This is a genomic window from Bacillus cereus group sp. BfR-BA-01524 (genome assembly GCF_022662595.1).
GTDB classification, from domain to species: Bacteria; Bacillota; Bacilli; order Bacillales; family Bacillaceae_G; genus Bacillus_A; species Bacillus_A thuringiensis_S.
The window spans coordinates 1-26,483 of the sequence record NZ_JAKUDW010000040.1 but is presented as its reverse complement, the minus strand read 5'-3'; the positions used below and the strand labels follow the sequence as shown (position 1 = coordinate 26,483).

Here is a 26,483-nt window from a genome sequence, read left to right as displayed (position 1 = left end):
TGTCACCTCTATCCACTCTTCTTCAATGAACCTTCTTTTTTCTCTTGTTTCATAACGGTTCCTAATTCTTTTTTTGTAAATACACGTAATTTTAAAATAAAAAACATATATGTCAATCCGCCGATGGCTACACCTAACAAAGATTCAATCGTCGCACTCGCTCTATGTTCCGTATCAATTACTAATCCAGACATCTGCAACACACGCGTGAACATCATTAATACAAACCCCATACAGATACCACTAATTACTATCCCTAACATATTTCGCTTATTAATAAGTGACCCTGATACAGCTCTCATAAGCAACAAACTATTTAGTCCAGAAATTATAATTAACGCACATAAAGTCGCAAAAGCTGCCCCTTTCACACCAAAATAAGGCATGAATATATAGTTTAACGCTAACTTTAAGCAACCTCCAAATACAACAAATAATGCTGGCTTAAATGTTTGTCCCAGCCCTTGTAAAATAGAAGCCGTCGTAATCGACAATGAACTAAATAAAATAGATAAAGATAAAATAGATAAAACATCTGATCCATCACTATTTTCAAACAACATAATATTCGTAGGTTGAATAATACAAGTTAGCCCAATAGCTGCTGCAAATCCAATAACAAATGTTATTTTCATCGCTAACTTTACCTTTTCTTGAATAAAGGGAAGATCTCCTCTTTCCTTCGCCGCTGTAATAATTGGAATAAGTGATAACGAGAAAGAAGTCGTCACAACAGTACCTAATTGCATTAGCGGAATACTTCTATCATAAACACCCTTTAATACTTTTGCACTTTCAGCCTGTTCTCCCGCACCAATAAGTAAGGTGTACAAGGACATTGAATCAGCCATCTGTATAAAAATAAGCACTAAATTACTAACACAAATCGCTAATCCCTGCCAAAAAAGGATTTTAATTATCCTCCTTTTACCCTTAATTCTCGCTACACTTTTAAAAAATATGGAACGAAAATCTCGACGCATATACAACATAAGTACAATAATCCCAATAAGTCCACCCGCAATTGAGCCTAACATAGCCCCTGCACCAACTGTATATAAATCAAATCCGTGAGCAATTAGGAATAGCGATAAAAATACAATAATGGAAACCCGAATTGTTTGTTCTATTACTTGCGAAACAGCCGTTGGCATCATATTATTGAACCCTTGAAAATAACCTCTTGCTACAGACAAAAATGGCATCAATAAGAATGAAAATGAAATAACACGTAGTAACTTATCTAAGTGCATATCACCCATAGCTATCGCAATTGTTTCGGCCCCAAAAAACAATGTAAAGAAGCCTATAAAACCAATTCCTAATAAAAACCAAAAAGATACACAAATAATTTCTTCTGCTTCTTTTTGTTTTCCCCGCTCTAGTCGTTCTGCAACCATTTTTGAAATGATAACAGGAAACCCATAAGTAGCTAAAATTAAACAAAATCCATAAAACGGGTAAATTTGTTGGTAAATATAAAAACCAATATCCCCCGCTATATTTTGATATGGAATACGGTAAAAGGCGCTTAATACCTTTGTAACAAAACTTGCAATCGTTAATATAATAGCCCCACGCCAAAAGGCTTGATACTTCTTCGCTTCCATACAAGAAAACTCCTTTTTCTATTCTCACCTCTCGTATTATATCATAAAGAAAAGCACAAACTCTCTTACCACCACGGGTAATAATAGGTCCCTACGCGTTAAAAATATTCAACGAAAAAAGGTAGCAAAGTGCTACCTTCATTCAATATACATGTATCTCCAAATAATTGATTTCTCAAAAAGAAAGATCATAATTAGGAAAGATTACTACTTCTAAAATCTATATACCCTTACTGTTCCATTTGTTTCGCTAAGAAACTGGCAGCAGTATTAACCGCTTTATGCTCGATTTCGCTTATAATAGCTTCTTTTGAAAAAATAATGACGGCTCCAATTGGGTCTCCATTTGCAACAATCGGTCCAACTGTATAAGAATGAACCTTTTCTGTTACACCATCGATAATAGAAATATCACTTTCGTCCGTCATAATAACAGACTTTCGTTCTTCCATCGTTTTTTCGATTAGATCGCCAACACTTTTATTTAAGTATTCTTTTTTCGATACGCCTGATACTGCGATGATAGAATCTCGATCACACACAAGCACATTATGTCCTAAGCTGTCATATAAAGCCTCAGCATATTCTTTTGCAAAATCACCTAGTTCACTAATTGGAGAATACTTCTTTAAAATTACTTCTCCATCGCGATCAACAAATATTTCTAGTGGGTCTCCTTCTCGAATACGTAAAGTTCTACGAATTTCCTTCGGGATTACTACCCTGCCTAAATCATCAATTCGACGTACGATTCCAGTTGCTTTCATTCTAATGCTGCCTCACTTTCTACTGATGATCAAAGTGGTGAATTTACCTGTTCATGTAAAAATCACCAACTGTTAGACATAGTATTTTACACATTAGTTCTTCTATGCACGCCGAATTGTATTTTTTTATCTTATTTTAGGCATTTATTACTTCTTTTTTCACATCTGGTAAGCCTTTTAATAAATTTTCAGCAATTGTTAACCACTTCGATGTCTCTAAGCCATTTGTTTTCATAACAATTTTCAATTGTGATCCTTCCATTCCTAGACCGATCATACGCCCAAAACTATTTCCGAGCATGAATAATTTTCCACCATCAATATTTTGGCTTGCTTGTTCCGAAAACAGGAATGTTACTTCAAATTTATTTTGCTTGATTAACTCAATTTGTTCTTTCATTGCCAACACTTTAATATTTGCAATTTGTAATAAATAACCAACTTCTTGTGGATAATCACCGAATCTATCGATCATTTCTTCCTGCAGTTCTTCAATATCCTCAATTGTAGAAACACCTCTAAATTGTTTATACATCATAATTTTTTGCTTACTATCTGAAATATAAGCATCTGGTAAGTATGCATCTACCTCTAAGTCAATTTCAACATTAACTGTATTTTCAGCCCCATCTGTTCCTCTACGCTGTTCAATTGCATCTTTTAACATTTGAGAATATAGATCAAATCCGACAGAATCAATAAATCCATGCTGTTCTGCCCCTAACAAATTACCTGCTCCACGAATAGATAAATCTCTCATCGCAATTTTGAAACCAGATCCAAGTTCCGTGAACTCTTTAATTGCTTGCAGACGCTTCTCTGCAACCTCTGAGAGCACTTTGTCACGTTTATAAGCAAAGTATGCATACGCAACACGATTAGAACGTCCAACACGCCCACGAAGCTGATACAACTGTGATAATCCCATACGATCTGCATCGAATACAATTAACGTATTTACATTCGGAATATCTACACCCGTCTCTATAATTGTTGTACTTACAAGAACATCATGCTGCCCTTCTAAAAATGATAGCATAACAGACTCTAATTCACTTTCGTTCATTTTCCCATGTGCGTACGTTACGCGAGCATCTGGAACTAACATCGAAATTTCATCTGCTTTTCTTTCAATATCCTCTACACGGTTATATAGGAAGTAAATTTGACCGCCTCTTGCAAGCTCTCGCTCTATCGCCTCTCGCATTAATGCTGGATTATACTCTACTACATACGTTTGGACTGGGAAACGATTTTCTGGTGGTGTCTCAATAACAGATAAGTCGCGCACACCAAGCATAGACATATGAAGCGTCCGTGGAATCGGAGTTGCCGTTAATGTTAATACGTCAACATTCGCCTTCAATTGTTTAATTTTTTCTTTATGCGTCACGCCAAATCTTTGTTCTTCATCAATAATAAGAAGCCCTAAATCTTTATAAGTAACATCTTTAGATAAAATACGATGTGTTCCGATTACAATATCTATTGTGCCATCCTTTAAGCCCTTAATCGTTTCATTTTGTTGTTTTCTCGTACGGAATCTACTTAATAATCCTATATTGATTGGATAATCTTGAAAACGCTCTCGAATTGTTTCATAGTGTTGCTGCGCAAGAATCGTTGTCGGTACTAAAATTGCAACTTGTTTTTCATCCATAATTGCTTTAAATGCCGCACGAATAGCCACTTCAGTCTTTCCATACCCTACATCACCACAAAGGAGCCTATCCATCGGGCGTCCCCGTTCCATATCTTTTTTAATTTCGTCAATAGAACGTAACTGATCCTCTGTCTCTTGATATGGGAAAGATGATTCGAACTCTTGTTGTTCTGCCGTATCTGGCGTATATGCATAGCCTTTTGAAGCTTCGCGCTCAGCATATAGTTTAATTAGGTCATCCGCAATGTCTTGTACAGATTTTTCAACTTTCGTTTTAACCTTTTTCCAATCATTTCCGCCTAATTTATAAACTTTCGGATCCTTACCTTCAGACCCTACATATTTTTGGACTTGATCAATTTGTTCAATTGGAACGTATAGCTTATCATTACCTTGATATTTAATATTTAAATAATCTTTATGAACACCATTAATCTCTAATGTCTCAATACCTAAAAATTTACCTATACCATGATTTACGTGAACTACATAATCCCCAACTTTTAATTCCGAATAACTTTTAATACGTTCAGCATTCGATAACTTTTGTTTACGTTGTGATTTTTTAACTTTCTTATGGAAAAGTTCCTTTTCAGTAATGACAACAAACTTTTGCATCGGCATTTCAAACCCTGCATGTAAATCACCTACAGCAATTTGTAACCTTCCAGGTAATAAGATATCTGTGCCTTCTACAATATCTGCCTCAATATCATAATCACTTAAAATATGTTGTAATTTTTTCACACGTTCATCATCTGTTCCAAGTACAACAGTCGTAAAATGCCCTTCATTCCATCTATCAATTTCTGTTTTTAACAAATTCATCTGCCCATGGAAATCTTGCATTGTTTTACATGTTACATTCACAATATTTTGTGGATGTGTGTGTGTGATATGACGTAAGAATAACGTTAAATATACAAAACTTCTTTTTTTATGATGAAGAAATCCCTCGAATGCGTGAGAGAAAGATAAATCTTGAATAATCGTTCCTTCACCGAGAAGTGATATATACCATTCCGCCTCTTCTGTTTCAAGATGTGATGCTGTTTCTTGAATACGGGAAATCTCATCTAAAATTACAACACCGTCTTCTGGTAAATAATCTATCAGACTAGCAGGTTCTTTATAGAAAATAGATAAGTATTTAAACATCTGTTCTATACTTTGCCCGTTTTTCAACATCTCAATTTCATGGCTTACCGTCTCAAGCACTGTAGTCTTTAATTTATCATCAGAAAGTTTTTGCATCGTCTTAGTCAGACCTTCTTCAAGATGCTGAATTCCTGATTTTAATTCTTCCTGTGAAAATAAAAATTCTGTTGCCGGACCAAACCTAACGCTTTCTTTTTTACCTTGAGAGCGCTGTTCATCGACATCAAATAATCGAATAGAATCGACTTCTGTATCGAAAAATTCAATACGAAATGGTAGTTCTTCAGTTAAAGGATAAATGTCTAATATTCCCCCGCGCAAACTGAACTCCCCTGGGGCTTCTACCATCGACTTACGCTCATAGCCAATATGATGTAAAGTGTACAAGAGCGCATCTAAATCAATCTCTTGCCCTAGATTGATTTCAATTTGCTTTTGCTTCCACAATTCCTTTATTGGTAAAAATCTACGCAATCCTGCCACTGGCGCTACAATGATTCCATTCTCTCCCGCAGCCAAGCGATTTAACACTTCTATACGTTGCGCCTTCAATTCCGGACTTGCAACCCCAATTTCCGATGCTATCAGTTCATTCACTGGATATAGCCACACATCTTTTTCACCAAGTAACGCCACTAAATCTTCATGTACTTTTTGTGCTTGGTATAAGTTATGTGTCACGATTAATTGTGATTTTTTTGTTTTTTTATATAAAGCCGCCATTAATAATGAACGAGAAGATGTTGCCATCCCTGATATAAGTTGTTCCTTTAACCCATCTTCTAATCCATTAATAACCGATTGTATCTCTTCATTTTTATAAAATTGCTCTAATAAACCTATCATTTTTAAAACTCCTCTCAACATAAAGAGCAAGTCATTCTATTTTATGCAAATATTTTGGAAAAGGAAAACAGAAAAATGCTTTGGACACGCCAAAGCGACAACATTTTATTGCAGAAATTTTTCATATTCATAATACTCAGGATAAGATGCGAGCGTTTCTTGACACGATTCACAAATCGTTTTTATATATATATTTCCATTTTCATGAAAATGAATCATCTCTACTACTTCTTGCTCTGTTAGTTGAAATAAAACGTCGCTATATACTTTTTCTGCGTTAATGGAGCCTACATTACCTCCGCAATGTCTGCAATAATAATACCCTTCCATACTAGCCTCCTAAAAATTCAATTACTACTAGTATGGGTAAAACAAAAGATAAATATTCCCAATCTCATTTTTAACTATTGAAAGTATTCATGATTTGGAGAAAAGGCTTATTTAGCCACTCTTCACATGCATCCGCTGCTTTTTCAATAGAATAGTTAACATCCGGAGTCTCTTCAGATGTAAAGCGTCCCAATACATAATCGACTACCTTCATTCCATTTTTGGGGCGATCAATTCCCATACGGATACGTTGAAATTCTTGTGTTCCTAGGTGCGAAATCGTTGACTTTACACCATTATGTCCACCAGCACTACCTTTCATGCGAAGACGTAATTTACCTACAGGAATATCTAAATCGTCGTACATAACAACGAAGTCCTCAACATCAATTTTATAATAATCCATGAGTGGACGAATACTTTCCCCAGATAAATTCATGTATGTTAGCGGCTTTAATAAGATTACCTTTTCTCCATTAACAAACCCTGCACCAAATACACCTTTAAATTTTTGTTCATTCAAAGAAATGTTCCAACGCTTCGCAAGTTCATCAATGGCCATAAATCCAATATTATGCCTTGTTAATTCATATTCTCTACCTGGGTTCCCAAGTCCTACTATCAATTTCATTCTTGTACCACTACTTTCTTTTTTCGATACGAAAAGACGTAACCAATTTTGGTTACGTCTCATTCTATCCAATTAATTGAATAATACACTCACAGATTCTTCTTCGTATACACGAATGATTGCTTCTCCGATTAATGGAGCAACTGAAAGTTCATGTACTTTGTCGATTTTCTTCTCTTCCGGTAATACGATAGAGTTCGTTACAACTAACTCTTTAATATTTGAATTTTGAATACGCTCAATTGCTGGGCCAGATAATACTGGGTGTGTACAGCAAGCATATACTTCAGAAGCGCCGTTCTCAACAAGAGCGTTTGCTGCTAATGTAATTGTACCAGCTGTATCAATGATGTCATCAATTAAAATTGCTGTTTTGCCTTCAATATTACCGATAATGTTCATTACCTCTGATACGTTCGGGCGAGGACGACGCTTATCAATAATAGCGATTGGCGCTTTTAGACGATCCGCCATTTTTCTTGCACGAGTTACACCACCATGATCAGGAGACACGATTACGATATCTTTAAGACCTTTTGTTTCAAAGTAATCAGACAGAATCGGTACACCCATTAAGTGGTCGATTGGGATATCAAAGAACCCTTGAATTTGTGGAGCATGTAAATCTAGAGTGATTACACGAGTTGCACCTGCTGTTTCAAGCAAGTTTGCTACAAGTTTCGATGTAATTGGTTCACGAGAACGCGCTTTACGGTCTTGACGCGCATAACCATAGTAAGGAATAACAATATTAATTGTTTTCGCAGATGCACGTTTTAATGCATCGATCATAATAAGTAATTCCATGATATGTTCGTTTACTGGGAAGCTTGTAGATTGAATAATGAATACATCGCAACCACGGATACTTTCTTCAATGTTAATTTGAACTTCTCCATCACTAAAACGATCAACAGAACATTTTCCTAGCCCTACTCCAATATGCTTTGCAATCTGCTCAGCAAGTTCCTTATTAGAGTTTAAAGAGAATACTTTCAAATTAGAATTTAGATATTGAGTCGACATCTAGATTAACCCTCCACATTATGATTTTTTCTTATTCAGCAATTGATCAACATAGTCTTCTTTGTTAACTTGACGTGCACGTGCTACCGATAATGCTTTTGATGGAACATTCTCTGTAATTGTAGAGCCTGCTGCCACATAAGCACCATCTTCAACTGTTACTGGAGCAACAAGGTTTGAATTACATCCAATAAATACCCCATTACCAATCACAGTTTTGAATTTATTCTTACCGTCATAGTTCACCGTAATTGAACCACAACCAAGATTCACGTCTTCTCCAACTTGTGCATCCCCGATATAACTCAAGTGTGAAGCTTTACTTCTATTACCAAAGACAGTCTTTTTGATTTCCACGAAGTTTCCAACGCGTACTTCATCTCCAATAACTGAATCTGGGCGAATATGTGCAAATGGACCAACCGATACTTCTGTACCAAGTTTACTATCATGTACAGTAGATTGACGAATTGTCGTACGATCTCCAATTTCACTATCACGAATTACTGTATGCGGTCCAATTTCACAATCAGAACCAATTACAGTGTTCCCCTCAATAATTGTTCCTGGATGAAGAACTGTATCACTACCGATAATTGCATCAGCAGAAATATAAGTGTTACTTGGATCAATAATTGTAACACCATTTACCATGTTCTTTCGGTTGATACGGTTTTTCATAATAATTTCCGCTTGCGATAGAGCGACTCTGTCGTTAACACCTAACGTTTCATCGAACTGCTCTGTTTGATAAGCTGATACGATATGACCTTCATTTTTTAAAATCTCAATAACATCTGGAAGGTAATATTCACCTTGCACGTTATCATTTGAAACTTTAGAAAGTGAAGCAAATAAAGCCTTATTATCAAAACAATACGTACCTGTATTGATTTCTTTAATAGCTAATTCTTTCTCATTTGCATCTTTATGCTCAACAATCTTTTCAACATGACCATTCTCATTACGAACAATACGGCCATATCCAGCAGGTTCTTCTATGTACGCTGTTAGCACCGTAGCCATTGCTCCTGCTTCTTTATGTTGCTGAAGTAATGCTTCCATCGTTTCAGCAGTTATTAGCGGCGTATCACCACAAATAACTAAAGTTGTTCCTTCTTCATTTGCAAGTACACTTGCAGCTTGATCTACAGCATGTGCTGTACCAAGTTGTTCTGCTTGTAATGCAAACTCACTTACGTTCCCTAGCTGTTCTTGTACCATTTCAGCACCATGTCCAACAACCGTTACAAGTTTCTGCAATCCTAATTGAGATACTTGATCGACTACGTGTTGTACCATAGGTTTTCCACATACAGGATGCAGCACTTTGTATAGCTTAGACTTCATACGTGTGCCTTTACCTGCAGCTAGAATCACTGCAAATCTGTTTGACATATAGACCCTCCATCGCAACCTATTTATCCATTAAAGATATTATCCTAAATCATCATATATTTCAAGAAACACATTTTAACTATTAAATTTTACCATAATTCTTATAAGATGTTTTACTCTTTAGTATCTTTTTTAAGAAATAAGCTATACTATTTAAAATGATTTTGAAAAAATTAGTAGTTTCTTCTTTTTATGTTAATGGATTATGAAATTTCCGAATATAAAGCAAAAAAAAAAACAAACTCCTGTAAATGCTTACAGGAGTTTGCTACAAAATTATAAGACTTTTTATCAAAGCCCTTTTCATTCGAATTTTACGAAGCACCTGCTTCTTCAAACTCAACCTCTTCTAACTCGCCTAAACGATGATACTCTGTTAAAACCGCATCTTGAATTTTAGAGCGTGTACCAGAATTAATCGGATGTGCAATGTCACGGAACTCTCCATCTGGAGTACGTTTACTTGGCATTGCTACAAACAATCCATTATTACCATCAATTACACGAATATCATGAACAACAAATTCATGGTCCAAAGTAATAGAGGCAATTGCTCTCATGCGGCCTTCTGTGTTTACGCGGCGTAATCTTACGTCAGTCACTTCCATCTTGTGTTCACCACCCTTTTCTAAATAAGCGATATATTTGTATAAATTCCACAAATTTTCTATTTTCCCTTTAATTTTTTAAAAATTTTTAAGATAAAAATTTTTAATGTAGTTGAATATAGAGATTAGTAGAGGTTATCGCTTACAAAAGGTTACTTAACTAGGGCGATTACTTCAATTTCAACGGAAACATCTTTCGGTAATTTTGCTACTTGTACACAAGATCGAGCTGGTTTATGAGTAGAGAAATAAGAGCTATATACTTCATTCACAGCACTAAAATCATCCATGTCCTTTAAAAATACTGTTGTTTTTACGACTGTATCAAATGAAGCACCTGCTTCCTCTAATACCGCTTGTAAATTTTGAAATACTTGTTCTGTTTGTACTGTTACATCTCCTGTTACAAGCTCCCCATTTGCCGTTAATGGAATTTGTCCTGAGCTATAGAACATATTATTTACAATAATCCCCTGCGAATAAGGTCCAATTGCTTGTGGTGCCTTGCTTGTTTGAACAACTTTCATACTTTTCACCCTTTTATTATTTATTTTACTCTTTAAAAATAGTGTACGAAAGGCAGTTTGTCCATCTATTTTATAATCTATAAATAAAATAAAAAAAGATAGAGCTATCTGCTCTATCCTTTATTCAGCCTCTACAAGCCCTTCATCAAATGGTGCAAGAGAATAATTCCCCTTTTCCACTTGAATCGTTTTTTCTTTCACATCAACTTCCGATAGACGAATTAATGATACAAAATTATTAATTAGTCGTTCTTCAATATCTGTGGATTCTACTAATACACCAATACCAACAACATTAGCCTTGAACTCTTCTAACATACTCATCATACCTTGAATCGTTCCGCCAGCTTTCATGAAGTCATCAATAATTAAAACATTCGATCCTTCTGGAAGGCTGCGTTTTGCTAATGTCATTGTTTGAATTCGTTTAGAGGAACCCGACACATAGTTAATACTAACAGTCGGACCTTCTGTTACCTTATTATCTTTCCTTGCAATTACAACTGGTACATCTAAGTAATTTGCCACTGCATAAGCAAGTGGAATCCCCTTCGTTGCTACAGTCATAACTGCATCAATTGGTTGTCTAGCAAAAACAGAAGCAAACAAACGACCCGCGCCATTAATATGGCGAGGATTACTCAATAAATCTGTCATGTATAAGTAACCGCCAGGCAAAATACGATCTGGGTTTTCAAATAAGCCACAAAGCTCATCAATAATTAGATCTGCCTCTTCTTCACTTATATACGGTATATATTTCACTCCTCCTGCTGCTCCTGGTATCGTTTGCAATGTGCCGACCCCTTGTTGTTCAAACGTTTGCTTAATAATAACTAAATCTTCACTAATGGAAGACTTAGCCGATTGATACCTTTCAGCAAAAAAAGTGAGAGATACTAGCCGACGAGGGTTTTGTAGCAAGTAATAAGTCATATCGACTAATCTTGTACTTCTTCTAATTTTCATACTCTCACCTCAAATCACGAATATTCTAAACAAATCATAACGTATTATACGTCTTTATTCAAGCGTTTCTCGCTCTCCTAATAAACGTACCGCATAGACTTGTTCACAAAATCCTTTTAATCCGTTATAAATGCGATGCATTCGCGAATCATGGTGTACAAGTCCAAATACAGTTGGACCACTTCCACTCATCAATACAGCATCCGCTCCGAATCGCTTCATCTGTGATTTAATACGGGCAACTTCAGGATGCATTCCAAATGTTACATCTTCTAAAACATTACCAACAGTATCACAAATCCCTTTATAATCCCCAGAATTTATGACATCAACCATTTTATCTACATTTGGATGTGTAACTCGATTTAACTTTAAATTTCCATACACATCAGCAGTAGATACACCTATATGTGGTTTCGCTAAAATAACCCAACAAGAAGGCGGAGTCTTTATATGCTCAATTTTCTCTCCTCTTCCAGTAGCAATTGCTGTGCCGCCGTATACACAGAACGACACATCTGATCCAATTTCTGCGCCAAGCTCTGCTAACTCATCAATTGTAAGCCCTAAATTCCATAATTTATTAAGACCACGTAATGTCGCTGCTGCATCACTACTTCCACCTGCTAATCCAGCTGCTACTGGAATCGTTTTTTCAATAGTAATAGATACACCTTTTTTTACATTAAACTTCTCTTTTAATAATCTCGCTGCCTGATAAGCTAAATTCCGTTGGTCGTCTGGGACATACCGATTATGGGATAAAATTTCAATACGGTCTTCTGCTAATTCCGTTAGTTCTAGACGATCTGCTAAATCAATGGTTGTCATAATCATTTTCACTTCATGATATCCGTCTTGTCTTTTTCCCAGTACATCTAACGACAGATTAATCTTTGCTGGTGCTTTCACTAGTAGCTTCAATCTATTCACCCACTCTATGTACTCAATCTTTTATCGTTTATTTTACCATAAATTTATAGTAAGACGATGACACTTCCCTAATTATAACGAAAAGCATTCAGAATGAAACTACTTATGTAAAATGATGGCACCTTTTAGAGTACAAAAAGCCGAGGAATGTCTCCTCGGCCACCGTAGCATAGAAAGTATCTTACAACTACTGGTTTCGTTTCATTAATTGCTGTTCTGCAATTTCTATAGCACGTTTCACCATGTTACCAGCATCTTTCGCACGAATTCCGCCCCATCCTTCTTTCTGAACAACATCATAAAAGCCAAGCTCTTTTGCTAGCTCTTCTTTAAATTGGTTTGACATGACACCTCTTCGTCTACTCAATGCAGAGTCCCTCCTTATTTTGCTACGGTATAGTTAGTATGCAAAATAATATAGCTTTTCATTTATGGGAATATATGTAATGATATGCGAATTATAAAATGACCTCACTATGAGGGTCTCCATAAAATGTTAACTCTACTGTCTCTGTTAAAACATCTGCGTAACTATAAGATACACGTTGCAACGCATCTTCTTGTTGATCCAATTGTACAACAAAAACAGAACGGTATGTTTCTGCTAGTACACCTGATTGCTCTACAGTTTTTCTTCTTCCACTATTTGCTTTTAACATAAGTCGCTGTCCAAGATGGTGATCTAATTCGCTTTTAATTTCATCTAAACGTTTTGACATATACTTCGCTACACCTCGCTGTAATTTAGATTGAACACTTAAAACACGATATATCTATCCTAATTATTAACCGCGATTCACAGCTAATATCATCCTGCGTTTGAATAGATAGAAGAAATACTATATTGTAAAAGTATCATTACGTAGTCTGTACGTTCTTGCCTCTTTTTATCCAAATTCATTTAAATCCTTCCATACAAAAAAGCAAGATACATATGTATCCTGCTTACTCTTCGTAATGTTGAAAAGGTAATCCCGTTCGTAAAATCCCTCTCGTTTCAATGCCGCCTAGTCCCTTTTCACCAGTAATTGTATTACGTACGACATCCCATACATTGACTCTCTCCATAAATGAAGTAAAACTAATTTTACCAACTACATATACAGGATCTAGTGCATGAATATTAATTCTAGATGGTGAACTAGCGAAATTGGCCCCTGCACGAATTAGTGCCTCAAAGTGAGATTGACATGCCCCAGCAAAAATAACAAGTTGATCCAATGATGGATATTTTTTTCGCACTTCTCGAACAGCCTGTACAAAATGCCTTGAATGCCTATATGCTGCTAAATCTCCCTTCACTCCTTTTGATTTTGTATATGCATCATGCCCTGTAATAACGAGAATGTCTGGGCGAAAGTGATCTATTAAATCTACTACTTTTTCATGCATCTCCGTTTCTTTACAATGAATACCTTGTACAGGAACGCCAATTTTATTATATAAGTCTAAACACTTGCGCAAATATAAAGGGTCTCCATCTATATGCAATACACGTCCCGGCATTTGAAAATAATTCACCTCACTTGTGTATCCACCAGTTGAAGTATGTTCATGCCTTTGTTTCATTAATACATAATCTTGTTGAAACAAACGATACGTGCGCTCCATTGTTTCTTTCTCACGCTTCACCCTTTTTTTATGTTCTCGTTGATCTATACTAATTAAATCTTCAAGTGGCGCATCCGCCACCAGTCTAATTTCCTCTCCAAACAATATAGCTATCTCGCCTTTTATTTCTATAATACGAAAAAGAATATCCCTCTTATGAGAATATCGTTCCACTAATTCTCCAACATGTAAAGCCATTCTCCTACCTCCAAACTCATTAGGCAATCTTACCTGTTTTTAAAATATGAATTTAGAGGGCGAAAGGTGACAAAAGGGACAGTTCAAGTTGAACTGTCCCTTGCATATTCTTATGATAATTTATGAATAACTAATGCATTACTTAATGTTGCAAACTCTTCAATAGATAGCGTTTCGCCTCTTCGCTTTGGATCAATTCCTACTTCTGTTAAAATTTGATCCAATAACTCCTTATCTTTCGGGAAACCATTTAAATTATTTGATAAATTATTCATTAAAGTTTTACGGCGCTGTGCGAAACTTGCTCGTACTACTTCAAAGAAGAACGTTTCATCCTTCACCTCTACAACCGGTTTAGGGCGCTTTAGAAGGCGAATAATTGCAGAATCAACATTTGGCTGTGGTACAAACACTGTACGCGGTACAGTCATAACTGTTTCAACTTCTGTATAATACTGAATGGCAATCGATAAAGAACCATACTCTTTCGTTCCAGGTTTAGCAGCTAAACGATCTCCAACTTCTTTTTGCATCATAACAACAAACCCACGAACTGGTAACTTTTCTTCAAGCAATTTAAATAAAATTGGCGTTGTTATATAGTATGGTAAGTTAGCTACTACCATTACATCTTGCCCTTCTTCAAATTGCTCATTAAATACTTCATGTACATCCGCTTTTAGTACGTCTTTATTAATAACTGTAACGTTACCATATGGCGCTAACGTCTCATCTAAAATTGGTAATAGTCTTTGATCAATCTCAAAAGCCACTACTTTTTTAGCACGCTTCGCTAATTGCTCTGTTAATGCACCAATACCTGGTCCAATTTCAATTGCACCACTTTCTGAATCAATTTCTGCATGATCGACAATACGATTTAATACATTTGTATCAATTAAAAAGTTTTGCCCTAAACTTTTTTTGAATGAAAATCCATACTTTTCAACAATGTCTTTAGTACGATTTGGCGTTGCGATATCCTTCATTTTTTTTCCTCCTGTATTACTTGCTTATAAGCTTCTCCAAATGATTCCTTTGAAACTTGAAACATCTGTAATCGTTTATGTAACTGTTTTGCATTTGTATAACCAATCTTTAATAGCTTACCCATTCTTTCTCTGCGGCTCTTTGCCATTTCTCCGCCCACTAAGCCTGCATCGACTAAATCACTCCAGCTAATTTCACTTGTGTAAGCTTCCATTTCTTCATGTATATTCTCTAGAGCACGGCGAATCGACTCATTAGAAGCATGTTCGATCCCAACACCCTTTTTCCTTTTAGCAAGCGCTTCTTCCTTCGGTAAAAAGGCATGCTTACAGCCGGGAACCTTGTCAGAAATAATTTTTCGAATACGCTCTCCAGGATAATCCGGATCTGTGAAAATAATAACGCCCCTTTTTTGCTGCGCTAATTTAACTTGCTCAATAACATGATCACCGATTGCTGAACCGTTCGTTTCAATTGTATCCGCATCAACAGCACGCTTAATCGCAACTGTATCATCTTTACCTTCTACAACGATAATCTCTTTTATTTTCATGCTTGCCTCCACACTCGTTTCGTCTCTACTTAGTAAAACAAAAAAATGACGACTTTTCCATTATTATTTTCCCCATTCTTATATTTTAAAAAATAGAATAGAAAAATCTTTGTTCTCTCTCCTTATTGTAACACTTCATCATTCACATTTATTTTCTTCATCACTTCTACTAGTGTTTTCTCAAAACAAAAAAGAACAGGTTTCCCCATTCTTTTTTATTCAATACCAAATAAAACTTTTGCATTTTTGGTTGTCACTTCTGCTACTTCCTCATAAGAAATTCCTTTTAAATTCGCAATTTCTTCTGCTACGAGTTTTACATAACTCGGTTCATTTCGTTTCCCTCGAAATGGATGCGGCGTTAAATACGGACAATCCGTCTCTATTAACAATTTCTCTAATGAAATCTCCGTAGCAACCTCTTTCGGCTTCTTAGCATTTTTAAATGTAACTGGTCCGCCTAATGAAATTAAAAAGTTCATATCAACACATCGCTTTGCTACTTCTACGCTGCCGCTAAAGCAATGCATAATGCCTCCTACTTCAGCTGCATTCTCTTCTTCTAGAATATCAACAATATCTTGAGTTGCATCGCGGTTATGTATAATAATCGGCAATTTCACTTTTTTAGCTAATGCAATTTGTTTACGAAATACTTCTTTCTGTATTTCTTTTGGAGACTTATCCCAGTGATAATCTAAGCCCATTTCTCCAAGTGCAACGACTTTAGGATGAGAAGCAAGTTCTTCTAACCAAGCTAAATGTTCTTCTGTCATGTCAATTGCATCAACTGGATGCCATCCAACCGCAGCGTAAATAAAATCATAGGATTCAGCTAATTCCATCGCCTTTTTTATCGTTACTTCATCAAAACCAACAACAACTGTATAAGTAACTCCCGCTTCTTTCATTCGGACAATAACTTCTTGCAAATCTTCTTCAAATTGCTCTGCATTCAAATGTGAATGTGTATCAAACAACATAATACATAACTCCTTTTATATTGAAATCAAGTTTATTCTACAAAAATAAGTTCTTTAATAACTTAACGATAACAATACTACAATCTTAATGCAAAAATAGAGAGTGTAAAAAGAAAAAAGACGCTTCACACATGTTACACGTGAAACATCTCTTTTCTTGTCTTAATTACTTGATTTTTGTACCATTTGGTAGATTTTGGTCAATTGATGCTAATGACAATACGCCATTCTCTTCACCCGCTAAAATCATGCCTTGCGATAATTCACCGCGTAATTTTACAGGTTTTAAGTTTGTTACACAAATAACCTTTTTACCTTTTAAGTCTTCCGGCGAATAGAATTTTGCAATTCCAGAAACAACTTGACGCTTTTCTGTGCCTAAGTCTAGTTGAATTTTTAACAACTTGTCTGCTTTTTTCACCGGTTCAGCAGATAGTACTTCAGCTACGCGTAATTCTACTTTAAAGAAATCATCAATTGTAATTTCTTCTGCCTTCGGTTCTTCTTCTTTTTTCTCTTCTACTTTAGGAGCAGAGCTTTTCATTTGTTCTTTAATGTACTCTACTTCCACTTCTATTTCTAAACGAGGGAAAATTGGGTTTCCTTTTTCTACTTTTGTTCCAGCTGGAATGCAGCCAATTGTAGATAGACTTTCCCAAGATTTATAAGCTTCTTCAGTAAGGCCAAGCTGAGCAAACATCTTGCTTGGTGCTACTGTTAAGAACGGCATAAGCATAATACCTGTTTGACGAAGTACTTCTGCTAAATGAGCCATTACAGAAGCTAACTTTTCACGATCATTCTCATCTTTCGCTAATACCCATGGTTGCGTTTCATCAATATATTTATTCGTACGACTAACCAATTGCCAAATAGATCCTAACGCTACAGAGAACTCCATATTCTCCATTGCTTCTTCTACTTTTTTCAAAGTATCTTGTGCAAACATTACTAACGTTTCATCAAATTCCGTTACATTTGCTTTAAATGCAGGGATTTCTCCTTTAAAGTACTTATCAATCATAGCTACTGTACGATTTAATAAATTACCTAAGTCATTTGCTAAGTCGAAATTAATACGCTCCACAAATCCTTCTGGTGTGAATACGCCATCAGATCCAAATGGAACTTCACGAAGTAAGTAATAACGTAATGCATCTAATCCGTAACGATCGATTAATGTAACTGGATCTACTACGTTTCCTTTTGACTTACTCATCTTTCCATCCTTCATTAAAATCCAGCCATGAGCAAAGACTTTCTTCGGAAGAGGTAAATCTAATGCCATTAAAATTATCGGCCAATAAATTGTATGGAAACGAACAATTTCTTTCCCGACTAAATGCACATCTGCAGGCCAGAATTTTTTATATTTCTCTTCATTTGCTGTACCATAACCTAATGCCGTAATATAGTTAGATAATGCGTCAACCCATACGTAAATAACGTGTTTTGGGTTACCAGGAACACGAACTCCCCAGTCAAATGAAGTACGAGAAACTGCTAAATCTTCTAATCCTGGTTTAATAAAATTATTAATCATTTCATTTTTACGAGACTCCGGCTGAATGAAATGTGGATTATCTTCATAGAACTTTAATAGTCTGTCGACATATTTACCCATTCTAAAGAAATAAGATTCTTCACGAACAAGTTCTACATCATGACCACTATCTGGGCTTTTTCCTCCAACTACTTTGTCGCCTTCCATAATTGGATCTACTAATTGGTGCTCTGTATAGAACGTCTCATCTTGTACAGAATACCAACCTTCATATTCATCAAGATAAATATCACCTTGATCTACTAATTGCTTAAAGATTTTTTCGACAACATCTTTATGACGATCTTCAGTTGTACGAATAAAATCATCATAAGAGATATCCATCTTCTCCCAAAGCTCTTTAATTCCTGCAACAATATTATCAACATATGCCTGTGGCGTAATATTTAACTCTTCTGCTTTCTTTTGGATCTTCTGTCCATGCTCATCAGTTCCTGTTAAATAATGCACATTATATCCTTGCATACGCTTATATCGTGCCATCGCATCTCCTGCTACTGTCGTATAAGCATGTCCAATGTGTAATTTTCCACTTGGATAATAAATTGGGGTAGTAATATAAAAGGACTTATTTTCCTCTGTCATTGTTTTGGACCTCCCGAATAACCTCATATGTATTTATAAACAGTATATCAAAAACTCATATATAAAGTGAAACTTTAATCAGTGGGTTTTTTCTTCATCCCCACTGATTATTAGCCCACATCAATCAGGCTTTTACGAGCAGCCCGAATCTAACTTATCTTCTTTACGGCAACCTAATTTTGAATTTTGGGTCTTAATGCTCGATATCTTTATCATCTATTGCTCATATTTCAAAAAATATACAATCTCCACTTAAATTTGTTAATTTTTCAGAAAAAAATGTAAATAATTGTGGAATTTCCTCTCAATCTATTATATATAAGAAATAAGAAATCTATAAATCTTTTTAAAAAATATAGAATTTAAGAATTGACGGAAATGTAAATGATTGGTATCATATGTCCATAGGGTATTTTGTCGAAAAATGACGAATCTAAAAATAGACTCGAAACTTATAAACTATTTATTTAGGAGGAAAAAAATTATGAAATCTACTGGTATTGTTCGTAAAGTTGATGAATTAGGTCGTGTAGTAATTCCAATCGAATTACGCCGTACTTTAGGTATTGCAGAAAAGGACGCTCTTGAAATCTATGTTGATGACGAAAAAATCATCTTAAAGAAATATAAACCAAACATGACTTGCCAAGTAACTGGTGAAGTATCTGACGGTAACCTTTCTTTAGCTGAAGGTAAAATCATCTTAAGCAAAGAAGGCGCTGAGCAAATCTTAAACGAACTTCAAGATTATATCGAAACAGCAAAATAAGCTTCTCAATTATGAGAAGCTTATTTTTTATCGACATGATAGATTTGATATACATCTCTTTTCGACAAATCTCGATCTTTAGCGACTGTTTTAATCGCTTCTTTTGAATTCATACCTTTTTCATTTATATAGTGTTCAATATGATCATATACTGAAAGAGATTCCCACCATTGTTCTTCTGGAGCAGGTTCTTCTGTTGAACCAGCTACTAAAATACAAAACTCACCACGTACTTCATTTTGCTTCGTCCACTCAATTGCTTCTTCGATTGTCCCTCGAATAAATTCCTCAAATTTTTTCGTTAACTCTCGACATAATACAATCTCTCTATTTCCCAACACTTCCTGCATCGAAATTAAAGTATCATCTAAACGATGAGGCGCTTCATAAAACATCATTGTAGTTTGTACATAACGAAGCTTTTCTAACTCCATCTTCCGTTCCTTTTTGTTTCTCTGCAAGAAACCATAGAAATAAAACTGCTTTGTTTCAAGACCGGATGCAATTAATGCTGTAAGGGCTGCATTTGCTCCAGGAAGCGGAATTACATGATATTGCTCAGCTACTGCCTCAACAACAATATCGTAACCTGGATCGGAAATACACGGCATACCAGCGTCACTAACAAGTGCTACATTCTTTCCATCCTCTAACTTCTCTAATATTCTCTTTCCACTTACTTCTTTATTATGCTCATGATAACTCGTGACAGGTGTTTCAATTTCAAAATAATTACAAAGTTTTTTCGTTTGTCTCGTATCTTCAGCAGCAATTAAATCAACTTCTTTTAAAATTCGGATTGCACGAAATGTCATATCTTCTAAATTTCCAATAGGAGTTGGTACTAAATATAAAACTCCCTTTTCATTTTGTTGAAAGCTTTTTTGTTGCCACATAGCGTTCTCCTTTTTGCATATATGCCTCTTTTTGTTTTCTCGTTAATTGCTTAAAATAATACTCCGCTTGCATAGCTGTACGCTTATCTTCGTGGGTCTCTACATATTTTAAAACGACAGGAAGCCTCGCACGTGTATACCTAGCTCCTTTGCCGCTATTATGAGTCTGAATTCGTTTTTCGATATGGTTTGTATATCCAGCATAATAACTTCCATCAGAGCACTCTACTACATAAAAAAAATGCTTATTCTTCTCCATATAAAATTGAACGTATCTCCTTTGTATATTCGTTATTGTTCTCATATACAACGAGTGGTGGTAAAATTTTCAAATCTGCATTTCCATCCTTAATTCCTTCAATTAACAATGTATTTGCTTCTTTTCCAATCTTAGGATAAACAAATCGCACACGCTTTGGTTCAATTTTATATTTACGCATTAATGTGATAATGTCGAGTAATCGTCCTGGACGATGTACAAACGCTACTTTCCCGCCTTGTTTTACTAACTGACTACTTGCAGATACAACATCTTCTAATGTACACATAATTTCATGACGAGCTATCGCTAAATGTTCATTCATATTTTTCTCTGAAGTTTGAGGTGTTTGAAAATATGGCGGATTACATGTAACAACATCATATTGATGACGCCCGAGTTTCTCTGGCATATCTTTCAAGTCTCCATGTATGAGGTGAATTCTTTCTTCCAACCCATTGTATTGAACACTTCTTACTCCCATATCATATAAGCGTTCTTGAATTTCCACACCAGTAATCTTTCCTTTTGTTCTTGTACTTAATAGAAGGGGGACAACTGCGTTACCTGTACACAAATCAAGTAAATTCCCCTTTTGAATTGGTACCCATGCAAAATCTGCCAGTAAAACAGCATCTAAAGAAAAATTAAATACTGATGGGCTTTGTATAATCTTCATGTCTTGCGCTAATAAGTAATCTAAACGTTCATCTTCATATAAATTCATATACTGCTCCTTTTCTTACCCTTAACCTACCCTATTTCATGTATAAAAAATTACCTTTCCAATTATAATCGGAAAGGTAATTTCACTTTTTATTTAAGAATGACAGACAGAACAAACAATCTCCCTCTTTACGTACACTTCCATAATGTAGATTGCAAATATGAAAACCTTCTTGATACAGTCTCGCTAAATTGTCATAGCCTTCACCAATATCTGTTTTCGGCTTCACTTCTTTACGTTTTTGAGTTTTTTGTTTTTCCTTATTCTGCACTTCTTCAAAACGGTGTCGCAAATTGTTATTTTCCATTTTTATATGCTGGTTTTCTTCCAACAACTCTGCAAGATGCTGTTTTAACTCTCCCAACTGTTTGTATAAATGTCCAATTTGCTCTTCCATACTAGAAACCGATTCAAAAATATCTTTTTTCTCCACAAGCACCCACCTCATTAATCTGTGGTTTGACTCGAAACGACCCCTTTATTCACTAACTCATCTAACGTATATTCTACTATCCGTTCCTTGTCTACTAGTTCCACTTGAATTAATCTTTCTAAAATATTTAATCCGATAACACGGCCAGTACCATGCGGGGTTTGTATACGTTGATCTAAATCAGGAAGTTGTTCCTTTGCTGCCTCATATTCATCATTCTCATATTTTAAGCAACACATTAAGCGACCACATAAACCAGAGATTTTTGCAGGATTTAATGATAAATTTTGATCCTTTGCCATTTTAATGGATACAGGTTCAAAATCTCCTAAAAAAGTAGAACAACAAAGCATACGACCACATGGACCAATACCACCTAGCATCTTCGCTTCATCACGAACACCAATTTGTCTTAGTTCAATTCTTGTTCTAAAAATTGCCGCTAAGTCCTTCACTAATTCGCGGAAATCGATCCGACCATCCGCAGTAAAATAGAAAATAATCTTATTACGATCGAATGTATACTCTACATCTACAAGTTTCATATCGAGATTATGCTCTACTACCTTTTGTTGACAGACTTGATATGCTTCTTTTGCAGCATGTTTGTTCTCTTCAACAATGGTACGATCATTTTCATTTGCAATACGAATAACCTTTTTTAGCGGTAATACAACGTCGTTTTCATCAACTTGCTTTTTGGTAATAACTACTTTTCCGTATTCAATACCTCTTACCGTTTCTACAATGACAAACTCATTTTCAGAGATATCGAACTGATTTGGATCAAAGTAATATACCTTTCCGGCCTTCTTAAAGCGAACACCTACTACATCATACAAAACGGTCATCCCTCCTGCAACCGCAACACTAACTGTTCGAACACAAGCTGCGCATTTACATTAGCGTTGATTCTATTTTTTGCCTCTAATATATTAAAGAGAGCTGATACAATGCGCTTCTGAGCATAGGAAAACGATTCAAACATCTCTTTCTGCTCATGAAAAACAAGACGATCTTCTTCTCCAAGTTGAACATATAATAAATCCTTATAAATAAGGAGTAACATATCTAACCCTTGCTGTAATTGTTCTTTCTCTCCAAAGTGTTTTCCCCATTTTTCTTGTACAAAAAAAATAGAGGTTTTATCTTTTTCGAGCGCTTCACATAATTTTATCACTAAAGCTCGTGCTTGTGCAAACCATTCATCACTACATAAAGCTAAAGCTTCATCAAAACTATTTGTGAGTTGGGCAGCAAGTGTCGATAAAGATGCTGTAATACCTTCATCCTGTAATCTTCTAATTAAAGATTCCGTAGGTAACGGTCTAAACGTAACAACTTGGCAGCGAGATAAAATCGTATTTAAAATTTGATGACTTTGTTCAGTAAGTAAAATAGCGGTTGTATCACTACTTGGTTCTTCTAAAAATTTCAAAAGTGTATTTGCCGCATTTGCTGTCATACGATCTGCGTGCTCAATAATATATAATTTTTTATTTGCCTCTAATCCTGTTTTTGAAAACTCTTCTTGTAAATCATGAATTTGCTGCTTCTTAATAGATAATCCGTCTGGTTTTACAATATGTAAGTTAGGGTGGTTACCTGAATCAATTCGCTTACAATTTGTGCATGCATGACAGGGCTCTACTCCATTCCGCTGAGAACAGAGGAAACTCTTTGCCATTTGAATTGCTGTCGCAAACTTTCCCGTACCTTTCCCTCCCTCTAACAAGTAAGCGTGGGATATACGCTCTTTTGCAATGCTATTCATCAACATTTTTACACCGATGGGTTGTATAGCAGAAAGCTGCTCCCACGTCTTCATCATAATGCATACCTCACTTATTTCATTCTTCCCTTCTATTATAACAATTTATCTTCTATAATCTGAACAACTTCTTCTATAAGTTTTTCCATCGGCTGATCAGCATTTACCAATACAATACGATCCGAGAAACGTTCTACAACTTTTAAATACCCTTCGCGCACACGTTTATGGAAAGAGATATCTTCCATATCTAATCGATTTACTTCGCGTCCTGCATCTTTTTCAATCCGAGCCAAACCAACCTCAGGCTCAATGTCTAGATAAATTGTTAAACTAGGCATACAGTCCTCTGTTGCGAAACGATTTATTTCAAATACCTTATCCATACCCAATCCTCTTGCATAGCCTTGATATGCTAAAGAACTATCTATAAAACGATCACATAACACGAGATAGTTCTCATTAAGTGCTGGCATAACTTTTTCTACTAAATGTTGTCTGCGCGCAGCAGCATAAAGAAGCGCTTCTGTACGTGCTTCCATCATCGTATATTCTTGTTTATGTAAAATCGTCCTAATGTCCTCAGAAATTGCAATACCACCTGGTTCCCTTGTCGCCATTACCTTTTGTGCTTTTTGTTCAAAATATGGCAATAAGCTTTTAATTAACGTTGTTTTACCTGAACCTTCTGGGCCCTCAATTGTTACAAATAATCCCTTCATCCTAAAACCTACTTTCTATATCATACACTTTCATATATTTCGTATTACCTTGAAAACGAGCTCCTGCTCTCTCTAAATACATAATTTGCTCTTTATGCTCTGAAGTAATTCTCTCTCCATATATAACCAATGGAATTCCAGGTGGATACGGAATTACCATTTCCGCCGCTATCATTCCAACAGCTTCTTCTATAGATACGATCTTTGTTCCATATCCTTCTAGTTGTTTATACGTATACGGCAAAGGAGAGAATTCATCTTTATAAGTATAACGAATAGATTCCCTCTTGTCTTTCACGTCATGATGTTGCAATGCTACTCGAATCATCTCTATAACCTTCATATACCCCTCATTTGCTTGCAGGGGTAAAATAAATAGAACATTGTACGGATCAGCCATCTCTGTATATATACCGACCTTTTCAAATACGGACTGTAATTCGTAGCCTGATAACTGACAACGAGTTTGCACGGTAACCTTTAACTCGTCTTGCAACGGATATTCTAAAATGGCGATTTGGGGAATAGAACGTAACCGTTCCTTAAATCTCCGTAAAAACTCAACAATTTCACCATGACCTTCTTCTTTTATACGCGCCATTGTAAAGCGTGCTATATCCAAGGAAGCCATAATTGGATACGATGGACTACTAGATTGTAGCATACTTAAATAAGTAGTAACCTTCTCTTCGTCTACTAAGTGACTATTTATATGTAAATAGGAACCCATTGTCATTGCGGGTAATGTTTTATGTGCAGAATGAACTACAATATCTGCACCATATGTTAACGCTGATTTCGGGAATGGTTCTCCCAAACAAAGATGCGCCCCATGTGCCTCATCTACCAAAACAGGGATTTTATGTGCATGTGCGAAAGCGATGCTTGCCTCTAAATCCATCCCCATACCATAATAATTAGGATGCGTTAAAATGAGTGCTTTCGCATTTGGATATTTTCCAATTGCTTTCTTAATAATTTCATTACGAACTCCCACTGGTACGCTATAAGTTTCATCAATCCATGGATCTAAAAAAATGGGATTTGCTCCCGCTAGCTTTAAACCATTAATAATTGATTTATGACAATTTCTTTGTACAAGAACAATATCATGTTCCCCGCAACAAGACAAAATCATTGCTAAGTTCCCAACTGTTGAACCATTAATTAAAAAATAACTTCTCTTTGTATCATACACTTCAGCCAATAATTGTTGTGCCTGATCTATACATTCAAACGGACTATGCAAATCATCTAGTCCTGCTAACTCAGTTACATCAATAGATAGAATATCTTTAAACTCTCTTATTGCCTCCTGAGGGAAGTTTAAACCATTCTTATGACCTGGAACATGAAAGGATAACGGCCCTCTTTCTTTAAACTCTATTAACGCCTCATATAAAGGCATATGATTTTGATTCATCTACATCTCTTCCTTATTATTCATTCTCTATCTATTATACAGAACAAAAAAAATAATAGGCATATGCCTATTTAAAAATATGATACTTCTAATTTTCGAAGTTGCTTTAAATAATGTATATATTTCGGATCATCTGTCTCTGTATTCACCATATCCTTTTCACATTCATAACATATTAAATTATTATAAACATATATGCCTTCTTTTCTTTTTGTCTCACAAACAATACAAACTTCACTTTGTAATTTCATAACCTTCCCTCCCTATTTAAGTGAACTTATTTTATACTTCTAATCCTTAACAATTCACAGAAAAATATACACCCATCTCTTATATAATATGATTAACTCTTGGGCAACGTGTTTGTATTACCATTACTTCTTTTCCATTCTTTTTAACAATACAAAAAAACACGAGTCAAATGACTCGTGTTTTCGCTTGCTTGGCGACGTCCTACTCTCACAGGGACAAGGTCCCAACTACCATCGGCGCTAGAGAGCTTAACTTCCGTGTTCGGTATGGGAACGGGTGTG

28 protein-coding genes and 1 rRNA gene are annotated in these 26,483 nt (G+C 35.6%); 1 reads left to right on the top strand and 28 read right to left on the bottom strand.

Annotated elements, in window-relative coordinates; all coding sequences use genetic code 11:
* Positions 1-8: 8 nt before the first annotated feature.
* From MR170_RS16005 to metG, 18 genes are all read right to left on the bottom strand, one after another.
* Positions 9-1,610: a putative polysaccharide biosynthesis protein gene (locus MR170_RS16005; RefSeq protein ID WP_242308625.1), complete on the bottom strand. Its 1,602-nt coding sequence runs from the start codon at positions 1,608-1,610 to the stop codon at positions 9-11.
* 230 nt (positions 1,611-1,840) lie between these two features.
* On the bottom strand, positions 1,841-2,377 hold the full coding sequence (spoVT, locus tag MR170_RS16000; protein WP_000648306.1) for a stage V sporulation protein T: 537 nt from the start codon (positions 2,375-2,377) through the stop codon (positions 1,841-1,843).
* A gap of 136 nt (positions 2,378-2,513) precedes the next feature.
* Positions 2,514-6,044, bottom strand: coding sequence for a transcription-repair coupling factor (mfd, locus tag MR170_RS15995; RefSeq protein WP_043935435.1), 3,531 nt, complete (start codon positions 6,042-6,044; stop codon positions 2,514-2,516).
* Positions 6,045-6,149: 105 nt separating this feature from the next.
* Positions 6,150-6,374, bottom strand: a complete 225-nt coding sequence (locus MR170_RS15990) for an anti-sigma-F factor Fin family protein (RefSeq protein ID WP_000399438.1) — start codon at positions 6,372-6,374, stop codon at positions 6,150-6,152.
* A 70-nt stretch (positions 6,375-6,444) separates the two neighbouring features.
* Entirely contained in the window at positions 6,445-7,005 is a 561-nt protein-coding gene (gene pth, locus MR170_RS15985) for an aminoacyl-tRNA hydrolase (RefSeq protein WP_080117268.1), read from the bottom strand.
* A 72-nt stretch (positions 7,006-7,077) separates the two neighbouring features.
* Complete coding sequence (locus MR170_RS15980) at positions 7,078-8,031, bottom strand: ribose-phosphate diphosphokinase (RefSeq protein WP_000107420.1); 954 nt, start codon at positions 8,029-8,031, stop codon at positions 7,078-7,080.
* 18 nt (positions 8,032-8,049) lie between these two features.
* Positions 8,050-9,429, bottom strand: coding sequence for a bifunctional UDP-N-acetylglucosamine diphosphorylase/glucosamine-1-phosphate N-acetyltransferase GlmU (glmU, locus tag MR170_RS15975; RefSeq protein WP_000071039.1), 1,380 nt, complete (start codon positions 9,427-9,429; stop codon positions 8,050-8,052).
* A 314-nt stretch (positions 9,430-9,743) separates the two neighbouring features.
* Positions 9,744-10,037 carry a septation regulator SpoVG gene (gene spoVG / locus MR170_RS15970; protein ID WP_000454041.1) on the bottom strand — a complete coding sequence of 98 codons (294 nt, stop codon included), beginning with the start codon at positions 10,035-10,037 and terminating at the stop codon, positions 9,744-9,746.
* 152 nt (positions 10,038-10,189) lie between these two features.
* Positions 10,190-10,564: a RidA family protein gene (locus MR170_RS15965; RefSeq protein ID WP_016079518.1), complete on the bottom strand. Its 375-nt coding sequence runs from the start codon at positions 10,562-10,564 to the stop codon at positions 10,190-10,192.
* A 120-nt stretch (positions 10,565-10,684) separates the two neighbouring features.
* Complete coding sequence (gene purR, locus MR170_RS15960; RefSeq protein WP_016079519.1) at positions 10,685-11,533, bottom strand: pur operon repressor; 849 nt, start codon at positions 11,531-11,533, stop codon at positions 10,685-10,687.
* A 54-nt stretch (positions 11,534-11,587) separates the two neighbouring features.
* Positions 11,588-12,457 carry a 4-(cytidine 5'-diphospho)-2-C-methyl-D-erythritol kinase gene (gene ispE, locus MR170_RS15955; RefSeq protein ID WP_140163885.1) on the bottom strand — a complete coding sequence of 290 codons (870 nt, stop codon included), beginning with the start codon at positions 12,455-12,457 and terminating at the stop codon, positions 11,588-11,590.
* Between the two features lie 196 nt (positions 12,458-12,653).
* A complete protein-coding gene (gene sspF, locus MR170_RS15950) occupies positions 12,654-12,833 on the bottom strand; it encodes an acid-soluble spore protein SspF (RefSeq protein WP_002094215.1) in 180 nt (59 codons plus the stop codon).
* A 91-nt stretch (positions 12,834-12,924) separates the two neighbouring features.
* Positions 12,925-13,185 (bottom strand): biofilm formation stimulator Veg, encoded by a 261-nt coding sequence (gene veg, locus MR170_RS15945; protein ID WP_016079521.1) that lies wholly within the window; start codon positions 13,183-13,185, stop codon positions 12,925-12,927.
* Positions 13,186-13,411: 226 nt separating this feature from the next.
* Positions 13,412-14,275, bottom strand: a complete 864-nt coding sequence (gene yabG, locus MR170_RS15940; RefSeq protein ID WP_001173734.1) for a sporulation peptidase YabG — start codon at positions 14,273-14,275, stop codon at positions 13,412-13,414.
* A gap of 110 nt (positions 14,276-14,385) precedes the next feature.
* Positions 14,386-15,264 (bottom strand): 16S rRNA (adenine(1518)-N(6)/adenine(1519)-N(6))-dimethyltransferase RsmA, encoded by an 879-nt coding sequence (gene rsmA / locus MR170_RS15935; protein ID WP_016079522.1) that lies wholly within the window; start codon positions 15,262-15,264, stop codon positions 14,386-14,388.
* Positions 15,261-15,818 (bottom strand): ribonuclease M5, encoded by a 558-nt coding sequence (gene rnmV, locus MR170_RS15930; protein ID WP_000692837.1) that lies wholly within the window; start codon positions 15,816-15,818, stop codon positions 15,261-15,263. The genes rsmA and rnmV overlap by 4 nt, the downstream gene beginning before the upstream one ends.
* Before the next feature lie 215 nt (positions 15,819-16,033).
* Positions 16,034-16,801, bottom strand: a complete 768-nt coding sequence (locus tag MR170_RS15925; RefSeq protein WP_242308624.1) for a TatD family hydrolase — start codon at positions 16,799-16,801, stop codon at positions 16,034-16,036.
* 166 nt (positions 16,802-16,967) lie between these two features.
* Positions 16,968-18,950, bottom strand: coding sequence for a methionine--tRNA ligase (metG, locus tag MR170_RS15920; RefSeq protein ID WP_242308623.1), 1,983 nt, complete (start codon positions 18,948-18,950; stop codon positions 16,968-16,970).
* 484 nt (positions 18,951-19,434) lie between these two features.
* Here metG and MR170_RS15915 point away from each other — a divergent pair, with 484 nt between their 5' ends.
* Positions 19,435-19,719, top strand: coding sequence for an AbrB/MazE/SpoVT family DNA-binding domain-containing protein (locus MR170_RS15915; RefSeq protein WP_000843036.1), 285 nt, complete (start codon positions 19,435-19,437; stop codon positions 19,717-19,719).
* Between the two features lie 20 nt (positions 19,720-19,739).
* Here the strand turns inward: MR170_RS15915 and rsmI are convergent, their stop codons facing one another.
* The 10 genes from rsmI to rrf form a co-directional block, all read right to left on the bottom strand.
* Positions 19,740-20,615 carry a 16S rRNA (cytidine(1402)-2'-O)-methyltransferase gene (gene rsmI, locus MR170_RS15910; protein ID WP_043935439.1) on the bottom strand — a complete coding sequence of 292 codons (876 nt, stop codon included), beginning with the start codon at positions 20,613-20,615 and terminating at the stop codon, positions 19,740-19,742.
* Positions 20,584-20,874 (bottom strand): GIY-YIG nuclease family protein, encoded by a 291-nt coding sequence (locus tag MR170_RS15905; protein ID WP_043935440.1) that lies wholly within the window; start codon positions 20,872-20,874, stop codon positions 20,584-20,586. The genes rsmI and MR170_RS15905 overlap by 32 nt, the downstream gene beginning before the upstream one ends.
* Positions 20,861-21,601, bottom strand: a complete 741-nt coding sequence (locus MR170_RS15900; RefSeq protein ID WP_043935441.1) for a tRNA1(Val) (adenine(37)-N6)-methyltransferase — start codon at positions 21,599-21,601, stop codon at positions 20,861-20,863. Before MR170_RS15900 ends, MR170_RS15905 begins: the two co-directional genes overlap by 14 nt.
* A gap of 82 nt (positions 21,602-21,683) precedes the next feature.
* On the bottom strand, positions 21,684-22,034 hold the full coding sequence (gene yabA, locus MR170_RS15895; RefSeq protein ID WP_000412063.1) for a DNA replication initiation control protein YabA: 351 nt from the start codon (positions 22,032-22,034) through the stop codon (positions 21,684-21,686).
* 14 nt (positions 22,035-22,048) lie between these two features.
* On the bottom strand, positions 22,049-22,876 hold the full coding sequence (locus MR170_RS15890) for a PSP1 domain-containing protein (protein WP_000272429.1): 828 nt from the start codon (positions 22,874-22,876) through the stop codon (positions 22,049-22,051).
* A 5-nt stretch (positions 22,877-22,881) separates the two neighbouring features.
* Positions 22,882-23,865: a DNA polymerase III subunit delta' gene (holB, locus tag MR170_RS15885; RefSeq protein WP_242308621.1), complete on the bottom strand. Its 984-nt coding sequence runs from the start codon at positions 23,863-23,865 to the stop codon at positions 22,882-22,884.
* A 35-nt stretch (positions 23,866-23,900) separates the two neighbouring features.
* The gene (tmk, locus tag MR170_RS15880) at positions 23,901-24,527 is read right to left on the bottom strand and encodes a dTMP kinase (protein WP_016079527.1); all 627 of its coding nucleotides are present in this window, start codon (positions 24,525-24,527) and stop codon (positions 23,901-23,903) included.
* Position 24,528: 1 nt separating this feature from the next.
* A complete protein-coding gene (locus MR170_RS15875) occupies positions 24,529-25,950 on the bottom strand; it encodes an aminotransferase class I/II-fold pyridoxal phosphate-dependent enzyme (RefSeq protein WP_088115361.1) in 1,422 nt (473 codons plus the stop codon).
* 71 nt (positions 25,951-26,021) lie between these two features.
* On the bottom strand, positions 26,022-26,201 hold the full coding sequence (locus tag MR170_RS15870) for a sigma factor G inhibitor Gin (protein WP_000776279.1): 180 nt from the start codon (positions 26,199-26,201) through the stop codon (positions 26,022-26,024).
* Between the two features lie 189 nt (positions 26,202-26,390).
* Positions 26,391-26,483, bottom strand: a 5S ribosomal RNA gene (gene rrf, locus MR170_RS15865); the annotation flags it as partial.